We start from the raw sequence: 10,103 nt of genomic DNA, 5'->3' as shown, positions 1-10,103 counted from the left end.
GAATATCCCACCCCAACTATTGACAAAGAGCCCAAATAACAAAACCCTCAAGGACTTAATCCTAGAGGGTTATTGTTATTTATCAGCTATTAGCTTAGCTATTTTTTAGTGAAGTATTACTATAGTTGCATATTTGTTATATGGTAATTGTACTTCTGTTGGTCCTTCTATTACTTCTCCCTCTACATCTGTTAATGTTTTACTTACATTTAACATATGAGGAGTATTGTTTGGATTAGTATCAGAATCAAAGTCTGATGGGTCAGCACCACCGTCAGTTTCTGTTATATCACCTAAGAATTCTTTAGGCAATACTATAGTAACTCTTGTACCTTTAAGGTCTGGAGTTGCTAATGAGCTATCTTCGTCACTATCATAGAAGGCTTCTACAGAAGTAATCATTGTATTTACTGGTAGAATCTTACCATTAATAGTATACACATTTGATTTAAGTGCATCTAGTGACATTTCAGTACCAAATTGGATGTGTACTATATCATATAGTGATCCATCACCATAGAAATCAACGTTGTCATGAGCATCTGCCCATATTATTTCTGATTTACCAACAGGGTCAGTTGTAGCAATAACTTCTAATTCATATTCTGCTGTAGGTGAAGTGTTTCCTACATCATCAGAGATTGATCTTATTGATATTGTCCAAATACCTGCTGTTAATGGAGTTTTAGGTACTATTACAAATTCGTAGTCATCATCTGATATAGCTGTCTTTAATTCCCCATCAATAGTAATCTTTTCATCTTCACTAATGAACTGGAATGTTGGAGTAGGTACTCCATCTCCATCAGCTTGTGTTTGTGATGGTGTAATTTCTTTAGTATCATTTGCTGTTACTCCAGTATTCATTTGTACTGGTTCATTCATTATTACAGTAAACTCTTGTAAATAGCTACCTCCAGCTACATTTTGGTATGCTTCTTCTATTTCAGCTGAAACATTATCTCTTGTCATTGTTTCTATTTCTTTGTAATTAGCTGGCATTTGAACTCCTAGTAAGCTTTCTACAGCATTACCAGATGCTGGTGCTGCTATTATACTTATTTCTAGATTATTTCTACCTGGTGTATAGTAGTTTACTTTTGTAGTTTTTGTATCTAAAGTAACAGTCCAGTCTTGTGCAAATTCTAATATATATTCATCATTAGCTGAACCACCAACTGCTGTTACAACTACATTGTTTCCTGCTGCAAACGCATCAACCATAGTTGGATTAGTTAATCCAACTGGTACTAATGTTGCTGGTTCATCAGCATCACCTATGAATATTGGAGTACCATCTAATCTCTCGCCTACTTGATATCTAACTTCGAAGTTATTTGCATCTAATACATTTGCAAGAGGTTGGTCAAATTTAACTCTAAATTGCTCTGGTGATTCCATTATAATTTCTGCTGTTGGAGCACCTGGAACTTCTGGAGTTACGAATGTAAATTCTTGTGTTGTCGCGATATTTTGACCTGTTTTATCAGTTAATCCTGCATAGTCCATTATACCATATGCTTGTAATAAGTTTGTTTTACCAGCTGCTTTAAGTTTTGCTGCACCAGCTGCTGTTAGTTCAAGTGTTACATAGTTTCTATTATCTACTGGACTTGAACCATCTGCTACATAATCTACAATTGTACCTGCAACATCTTTACCAACTTTTATTGCCACATCAGCAGCAGTTAATTGTTGTCCATTTAGAACCCAATTTTCTGGTTTTTCTGCAGTAGTTTCTGATACTGGCTCTGTAAATCTAGTAACTATTGTTCTATAATCTGGAGCAGTTACTCCTAAAGCTTCTGGAGCTTTTGGATCTACTAAGTTAAAGCTATAATCACTGTCAATTAACACACTTGTTGCTTGACCTGCACCTGTAACTTGAACTTTAACTATAGCATTATCAGTTAATGCATTAGCTTCTAATAAAACTAATTTCACTGTTTCGCTATCTACTTTAACGATGTCAGCAATAGCCTTTGATACGCCGTTGCTTAATATACTGAATTTACCTTTTTCTAAATATAATTTATCAAAGTTAAATTCTTTATTGAACTTAACAAACACATCACTTGCTCTGTCAGATTCAGCATAGGTAATGAATACCTTATCTAATACCTCTCCACCTTGTGATACTGGAATATAAGAAATGTTCTTTTGTACACTCTTACCTATTGCATCAAAGTCATCAGCATCTGATATAGTTGCAATTATTGTATCAACAATAGCTATAGCTGAAGACATTGATGTTAATTGAACTTTTGCAATACCTTTGTCAAATGCTACAGTTTCTTTTGCAAAAGTTGCTCCTTTTAATGACATGAATTTTACTGTACCATCAAAAGTTTCATCTACTATACCATCTTTTAACACTTTTACTGTTACAATTGTGTTATCAGCACCATCTGCCACTAATTCAGCGTTTTCATCTGAAAACTCCATTGAAAGAGTAGTTCCTTCAAGTGTGTAATCATAAGCTAATTCAGCTTGAGAAGTGCCATATTTAACTGTTAGGGTACCTTTACCACTTACTGAAGTACCTAATGTCAACTTGTACTCATTTCCTGCTACTAGTGCAATTCCAGTAACAGCATAAATATTTCCATTACTATCTTCTACTGTAAAAGTCCCAGGAGCTGGCAGTACACTTGGTACATTAGCTAATTCTACTATAACTTCTGTTTTATTAATAGCACTTACTTTTACAACTGTTAATTCACCTTCAACAGGCGGTGTTGCTGGGTTACTTGATTGAAATTCTACTGGATCAGTAGCAGTTCCATCTACAAGAGCGTCTACATAAGCACCATAGTTTAAGTACTTTCCTTCTCCAACAGTAACATCAACTAAGATGTCTTTAGGATCTGCATTGTCTACATCAGTATCAAAAGCACTTCTATCTGCTATGATCTGATCCATAGTATACGCTTTAGTTCCTATATAAGCGTATGGAGCAGCTGCCATTGCAAAACTCGAGAACATCAACGTGAGGACCAATGCAAGACTTAGTATAACAGATGTTTTTTTGTTTGACTTTATCATTGTTGACTTACCTCCTATTTAAATTTTTCGTTTTGCTAATTTGGTCTGAGCAGGACATTAGTCCTGCCCAGACATTACTTCTTAAAAACTATTTTATTGTTACTTCTTTTGTATCATCAAAAGCGTTTCCTTCTGCATCTAAAGCAGTTAAAGTAACTTTATCTCCTGATCTGAATTTAGTGCTTTGAATACGGAAAGTTTTGTCTGCATTTACACTTACAGTAACAGTATCTGTACCGTTTGTAGCTGAGATAGTTTTTACATCAGCGTTATCAACTTTACCATCAATAACTCCTTGAATAAGAACATATTCTGAAAAACTAACTTCGATACCAGCCTTTTTTTCTGGGTCTTTTGGATCTTCTGGGTCTTTTGGATCTTCATCCTTAACTATTTCAATTTTAGTTACAACTTCATAACCATCTACAGTTTTTGTAGTAACTTTAACTACTTTATCTGTATATAGGTTATTTAATTGTGTTGCTGTTTCATCTCCACCGTATAGGTAGTCTTTTCCATCAATAGTTACCCATACTTGGCCTTTAACTGTGTATGCGCCACCAAAGTTAGATTCTTTTTCTGGATTAACTTTACCACTTTCGTCTTTTACCACGTAATTAGCATGTTTAGTACCTTCTTGGAAGTAAAGTGTTATCTTGTCACCTTTCTTAAGGTCTCTTAAGTTTAGTTTTGAGTAGTCATCACCTGCATCATAGATAACTCCTCCATCTCTTAACACATATTCAGCTTTATCTTTAGCTGTTATAGCTCTTGCACCAATGTCTACTTTCTCTACTGTTGCTGATACTTTAGTTACCTTGTTGTCAATTTTTTCGATTTCTTTAGTTTTGTTACCAACAGCAACTTTAACTATATCATATTTTTCTACATCGTTATCTTCAATTAGTTTTTGAGTTGTAGTGTATACATGTTTTTCGCCTTTAATGTAGATAGTAACATCCGCTTTCTTAGAACTACCTGTTAAATTCTTGATGCTTGTTACTAATCCAACGTATTCTGTAGTGTCGCTCTTAGCATCTGTTTCATCTGCATATATAGCAACTACTCTACCTTTGCTTCCGATATAAAGATCATATTTTAATATGTTGCTGAATTTTTCTTCAGCTTTTTCTAATGTTATAACAGAATGTTTTGCAAGACTTGATGCATTATCATTTCTGAATACTACTGTTGATGGTTGAAGTTTCCATCCTTTTACATAGTCAGCAGTTACTTTAAACTTATCAGTGTATCTTCCTAATTTCTCAAGTTTAGAAACTGAGTCAACATCTCCATCTTTATCAAGTTCGATTTCGATGATGTCTCCTGCTACTACAACGTCAGCCCATTTTTCTCCTGATTTAGCTTCTTTATTGAAGTCAGTAACAAATTTGTCTGTTACATCGTAAGCAACTGTCTTACCTTCGCTATTTAATACATCTAAAGTCCAGTAAGTGCTGTTTCTCTTAGTGAAATCCTCAGTTGTTTTTGTTACTAAGAAGTAGCTTGAGCTAGTTTCTTCTACTTTTCTAGCACCTGCTACTAGAACTACTCCGTTTGCTCCACCTGCAAAGTCGAAGTATACAGTAACTTCGTCTTCATTATCTTTCATTTGAGTTAATATGTCGTAAGTTAAATTACCAAGTTTGCTACCATCTAAATACTTAGCTTCGCCGATGTTATATACTTTTCCATCTAGTTTGAATGAATCAGTATATACTCTCTCGATTTCGCCTTCTTTTACTATGTTAGCTACTACAGCAAATCCTTCGTCTTCGTTGTAGAATACCACGTCAGCTTTTTCTAGGTCATCTACAGTTATAGTTTTTCCATCTTTAACTATTGTGAAGTCTTCAAGATCTAATTCATCATAACCAAAGCTTTCAACTACATATTTGTCTACTTTTTCAACAACTATGTTGCCATCAAAAGTATATCCTTTTGCCCAAACGATGTCTCCATCTTTGTCAAAAGCCACTTTAGCATAATCTGCTTTAAAGTCTTTTTGTTCTACTTCATCATTGTCAACTATTAATGTAGCATTTTTTGCTAGACTATAGTTTTTGTTTTCTCCAACAAGTTTAACTTTTTTATCAGCTGGTTTTACAGCGTCAAATTTTGGAGTGTCTAATATTTTTGATAATTCAACTTCGTTTTTAGAAGTATACCATGCTTTTATTCTTAATCCTTCTGCTTCTTCAAAGTCGAATCCTTCTTTAACTTCTAAAGTTTTTGTTACATCATCATTTTTAACAGTGATTTTCTTTCTAGATGCGTCAACTTTTACAACTCTACCATCAATATTGTCAAATCCAAGGTCGTCTAATAGATATTGTTCTTTAGTATCTTCTGTTCCTGATACTACCCATTTTGTTTGTGTACCGTATCCAACTTGAATCATTTTAGGGATTTCAAGTGCATTGTCAACTAATTGAGCTACTAATCCTCTTGGAGCTGGTGCACCTTGAACTCCTTTAACTGAATCAAGTAAACCAGTTTCGCTAGCCATGATTAGGTAACCATATGGATATCCGCCTCTTTCTTGTGCTGCTTGCTCATATCCAAGTGCTCTCATAACCATAGTTACAGCTTGCTCATAAGTTACTGGTGAGTTTGGAGCAAATGATCCATCTCCCATACCATTAACAAGACCTGATTTAGAAGCTATGTTTACGTATCCTGCTGCCCAGTTGCCTGCTGGAACATCTGTAAATGTTGTTCCGCCTACTGAAGCTTTAGCAGCTGATTCTAATCCTCTTGCTCTAACTACTACAGCAGCAAATTCTGCTCTAGTTATAGTGTTTTCTGGTTTAAATGTACCATCTGGATAACCTTCTAGTACTTTTAGTTGTCCTAGTCTTGTTACAGCTTCTTCGTACTCTGTACCAACTACATCGCTTGGTGCTGCGAAAGTTAAGCCGAAGCTACCAAGTACTAACGTAAGAACTAGTACTAATGATAAAACTTTCTTCATTGAATAAAACCTCCCTAATATAATATAATTGTTTTTTATTTTGAAGGAATTTGGGAATTTTGAGCCAGACAGTAACCCCTTCAAAACCAATCTGACTTATTCTTGTAGAATCAGGTAATACGTATATTACCTGCATTCTATTCCTAATTATAGCACTAACATATTTGTCCGTCAATTAGACAAGTATGTTTGTAATGAAAATGTAATATTGAGTTATAATCTAACTCTCTATTACACTAGCTATTATATAACATAAATACTCAAATTAACATTACAGTTATATTACATTTGGTTTACAGTTCGGTGGCAGATTTAGATAATACCTCTATTGCCTTTTTAAGCTGTAGATCTTCTTTTGTTGTATTTTCGACTACTACATCTGGCTGTATACCAACTTTATCTACAGGGTTTTCTTTTGCTGTAAAATACTCTGCTACTGTTAGTTTAACTCCACCACCATTTGCTAGTGGTATGATTGACTGTACTGTCCCTTTTCCGTATGTTGTAGTCCCTATGATAGTACCTACCCCTGTGTCCTGTATAGCTCCTGCAAATATTTCCGATGCGCTGGCACTGCCCTTGTTTGTTAATACTGCTAGCTTGAAATTCACGTCATCATTGTATGAGAAGTAAGTTTTGATTTGTCCATCAGAGTATTTAACGTGAACGATGGGACCTCTTGGCACTAGGAACCTAAGCACATCAATTACTTCCCTTAGACTTCCTCCAGGGTTGTTACGCACATCAAATATTACTTTATCTATTTTGTTCCTATCGAATTCTCCTAAAGCTATCAGCACATTTTCTAGTGTATGATTATTGAACTCAGTTATTTTTATGTAACCTATATTATCTTTAAGTATTTCATATTCTACAGGGTTTAATTGTATAAGCTCTCTTACTATGTTAAAGTAAAGTGGCTTTGATTCTCCTCTTCGAACTATACCAATCTTAACCTTTGTACCTGGTTCTCCTCTCATTAGATCTGTTGCTTTTTTTAATGATATTCCTCTGATGTCTATATCATCTACAGATACCATGATATCTTCTGGCTTTATACCTGCTTTGAAAGCTGGGGTATCTTTTATAGGGGTTAGTACAGTTATATTCCCATTCTTTTCTGTAACATACAATCCTATACCCCCAAAGTCTCCTGAAACAGTTTCATTAAGTTCTTTAAATTCTTCTTCAGTATAATAGTTGCTGTAATCATCAAGATTATAGAATAGTCCTTTCATAGCACCTTCTATAAGCTGTTTTTCTGTTACTTCGTATGCATAGTTGGCTTTTATAAGCTTTAATAGATTACCTAAAGACTCCAACTCTTGCTGTAAATCTATCTCTTCTTGCTGTTGTATACTACTTTCTTCTTGGCCGAAAGCTAATGTACTAGGTGTAGATACGATAAGAGTGAATATAAGTAAGATAAGTATTCCTTTTTTTAGTGTGCTTTTTATCTCCATTTGTTACCTCTCCTTTGTGTATTAGATACTTAGCTACCGCCTATGATGAAATCACTTTAATTTAATGTCAGGACTTGAACTTGATATCTCGAAGGTGTAGTTTCGACTGTCTAGTAACTTTTTGTCTATTTCTATAGTTATATTTTTGTATGAAATAACTTGAAGTAATATATCATTTGGCTTAGGAGTTTTAATATCTACGTGAATCTTGTATTTACCTTGAGCATATTTTTCCACTCTTTTGACTGTTAGATTGTATCCTGAAGTTGGGAACTCCTTAGTGATAGTAACCAATACCTTTTCCTTACTTTGCTTAGTTGTCACTAGGTTGTTTGTTCCTATTCCAGACCATTTCTCTTTGACTATTTTAAAAGGAATATTCTTATTCATCTCCTCAACCTCACCCTTTAACCTTTGCATAAAAATTATACCCTCTATGACTGTAGTGTTTTCTTCTGGTCTAAAAGTACTGTCTCCATATCCTTTAACTATACCTATCATACTAGCCTTGGAAATGTACTTTTTATACTCCTCACTTAAGCCTAGCATATCTTTAAATGGCATAAAGCTGGCATCTGATATTTCTATTTCTTTTGAAAGCTCTAAGGTTTTTACTAGATATTTTACTGCTTCTTTTCTTGTGAGTTTTCCTTCGATATTACCATCTTTCTCTAATATCTGCTTGCTCCTTAGGTATTTTGTTGCATTTTCAATATTAGTCTTTTCAGAGTTCTTGTCTATCTCTTCTTTTTGATAACCATTAAGTATAGTATAAAGTGATAATATGAAATATTTTTTATCTATAGGCTGGTCTAGATCTGAAGCTTTTGTATCTTCTTTTATTAAGTAATTAAAATGATCCTGTAAAAATTGCTTGTCTATTATACTCTCCCCCCAATGCCCCTTAAAGTTTATATTTATATCTGCATATATACTTAATGAGCTTAGGAAGAGGGCTATGAGTAACATGATGGCAACTTTTCTTATCATTAACATCCCTCCCATTTATATTATATCATTGGAGGGATAATCTAATATTTCATTAATATTACAAATTTTAATACTATTAGATTTTCCACTACGTTTATAATGACAACAGAGTCTAGATTTTCCTAGACTCTGTTTAAATCTAATAATTAATTATATTTTCTCTGTAATCTTTCTGCAGATCTTTTTCTAAAATTTCTATAAACCTAACTAACATTGATGAAGCCTCTGCTCTTGTCATATTTTTATTTGGCGAAATATTGTTTCCGTTGTCTCCTTGTACTAAGCCTATCTCTCTGGCTACGTATATGCTATCCTTTGCCCAAGAAGGTATCTGGTGGTTATCTGAAAAAGTAAGATAGTAACCTGGTGATGGAGCTCTGTTTTCAAAACCTAATGCTCTTACTAGAATAGATATAGCTTGAGCTCTAGTAAGTGATTGATTAGGAGTAAAATTCCCCTTTAGGTCTCCATAAATTAATCCTTTATCAAATGCCTCCTTTATGTATGGATAGTTTTCATCTTCCGTTGTTATATCTATGAATGGCGATATTTCCACTTCTTTGTTTCTTCTGCTGAGTCTAGACTTCTTTTCCTCTGTCAATGTTGGCCTTATATTACATGCTTTCATAACTGCTTTTGTAAATTCTACTCTTGTCATAGGTATATCTGGCGTAAAGAATTGAGAGACTTCATCAAATACTTCTAGTGAGTATAACTTGCTTATATGGCTCTCTGCCCAATGCCCTCCTAAGTCTCTAAATTTAGGCACTACTAGTCGTTCTACCTTGGGAACCATGTTTTTTGAAAGCTTAGTAGTTCCTCTATTTCTAGCTTTCTTAGCAGGCTCGATTCCATCCATCTTCGGTAAATTGTACTCATACCTAGATACTATCTCTCTACTTGTAGTCTTTATATATCCTCCATCAAAACTAGATAGACTGGCTTGATTATCTGAATATCTGAGATTTTTCGTTAAACTATCTGATACTTGTACATCTACTGTTCCTTCCCATGTAATTGAGTCATTGCTCTCTTCTTCGATATATCTAGTGGATTCAATTGTGTAGTTTAGTAGTTGAGTTTCTGTACTTCCCCAGAAGTTTTCATAGCCTACATCTCCACCTGTTATATTAACAACTACCTTTCCTTGGTTTTTGTTAATAGTATAATATTTTCGTCCTTTTACACTTCCTGAATAAAAGTCAGAAGCAGGTCTTTGGTCTATGACTTCTGATTGGGACAGTTGATAATCTTCTAACTCAAATGTATCTTCATCTATGACTATTTTTTCGCTATACTTTGATACTTCTGTTTGTCCAATGGTTTGTCCTTTATCATTTTTTGGCGTATATGAGGTTTCATAGCTTATGGTTTTCTTCATAGAGCCTTTTATAGACTTATCTACAGGTTTTAGTTCAAATTTATAAGTGACTGTTTTTTGGTTATTTTTTTCTTTCTCTGTAATCTTGACTTCGCCCGTGAACTTTATTGGTTCACCTGTAAGAAATACTATTTCTTCATATTGATATTCGTTGTTTACTCCGCCTGAAAAGTCTATAGGCTTTGCCCATGAGGTTGTAGCTGTGGAAAGAACTATTAGAGCTATAAATGCTGCTATGATTTTTTTCATT

5 protein-coding genes are annotated in these 10,103 nt (G+C 34.2%); all 5 read right to left on the bottom strand.

Translation table 11 applies throughout. The annotated features are described in order from the left end of the window. Positions 1–105: 105 nt before the first annotated feature. Positions 106–3,045 (bottom strand): hypothetical protein, encoded by a 2,940-nt coding sequence (locus DW1_RS00920; RefSeq protein ID WP_074348683.1) that lies wholly within the window; start codon positions 3,043–3,045, stop codon positions 106–108. Between the two features lie 88 nt (positions 3,046–3,133). Further along, on the bottom strand, positions 3,134–6,019 hold the full coding sequence (locus tag DW1_RS00915) for an S-layer homology domain-containing protein (RefSeq protein ID WP_074348681.1): 2,886 nt from the start codon (positions 6,017–6,019) through the stop codon (positions 3,134–3,136). Between the two features lie 293 nt (positions 6,020–6,312). Next, positions 6,313–7,482 carry a S41 family peptidase gene (locus DW1_RS00910; RefSeq protein WP_074348680.1) on the bottom strand — a complete coding sequence of 390 codons (1,170 nt, stop codon included), beginning with the start codon at positions 7,480–7,482 and terminating at the stop codon, positions 6,313–6,315. A 51-nt stretch (positions 7,483–7,533) separates the two neighbouring features. After that, positions 7,534–8,472: a protease complex subunit PrcB family protein gene (locus tag DW1_RS00905; protein WP_074348679.1), complete on the bottom strand. Its 939-nt coding sequence runs from the start codon at positions 8,470–8,472 to the stop codon at positions 7,534–7,536. Between the two features lie 139 nt (positions 8,473–8,611). Further along, positions 8,612–10,102, bottom strand: coding sequence for an S-layer homology domain-containing protein (locus DW1_RS00900; protein ID WP_074348678.1), 1,491 nt, complete (start codon positions 10,100–10,102; stop codon positions 8,612–8,614). Position 10,103 lies beyond the last annotated feature (1 nt).

This window comes from Proteiniborus sp. DW1, from assembly GCF_900095305.1.
Taxonomy (GTDB): domain Bacteria; phylum Bacillota; class Clostridia; order Tissierellales; family Proteiniboraceae; genus Proteiniborus.
Note: the sequence above shows the minus strand (reverse complement) of the source record. Positions and strands in the feature narration are given on the sequence as shown.

Excerpts from the sequence above, each read along its gene's own strand:
- DW1_RS00905 (WP_074348679.1), bottom strand. The coding sequence starts at position 8,472 with ATGATAAGAAAAGTTGCCATCATGTTACTCATAGCCCTCTTCCTAAGC.
- DW1_RS00920 (WP_074348683.1), bottom strand. The coding sequence starts at position 3,045 with ATGATAAAGTCAAACAAAAAAACATCTGTTATACTAAGTCTTGCATTG.
- DW1_RS00915 (WP_074348681.1), bottom strand. The coding sequence starts at position 6,019 with ATGAAGAAAGTTTTATCATTAGTACTAGTTCTTACGTTAGTACTTGGT.
- DW1_RS00900 (WP_074348678.1), bottom strand. The coding sequence starts at position 10,102 with ATGAAAAAAATCATAGCAGCATTTATAGCTCTAATAGTTCTTTCCACA.
- DW1_RS00910 (WP_074348680.1), bottom strand. The coding sequence starts at position 7,482 with ATGGAGATAAAAAGCACACTAAAAAAAGGAATACTTATCTTACTTATA.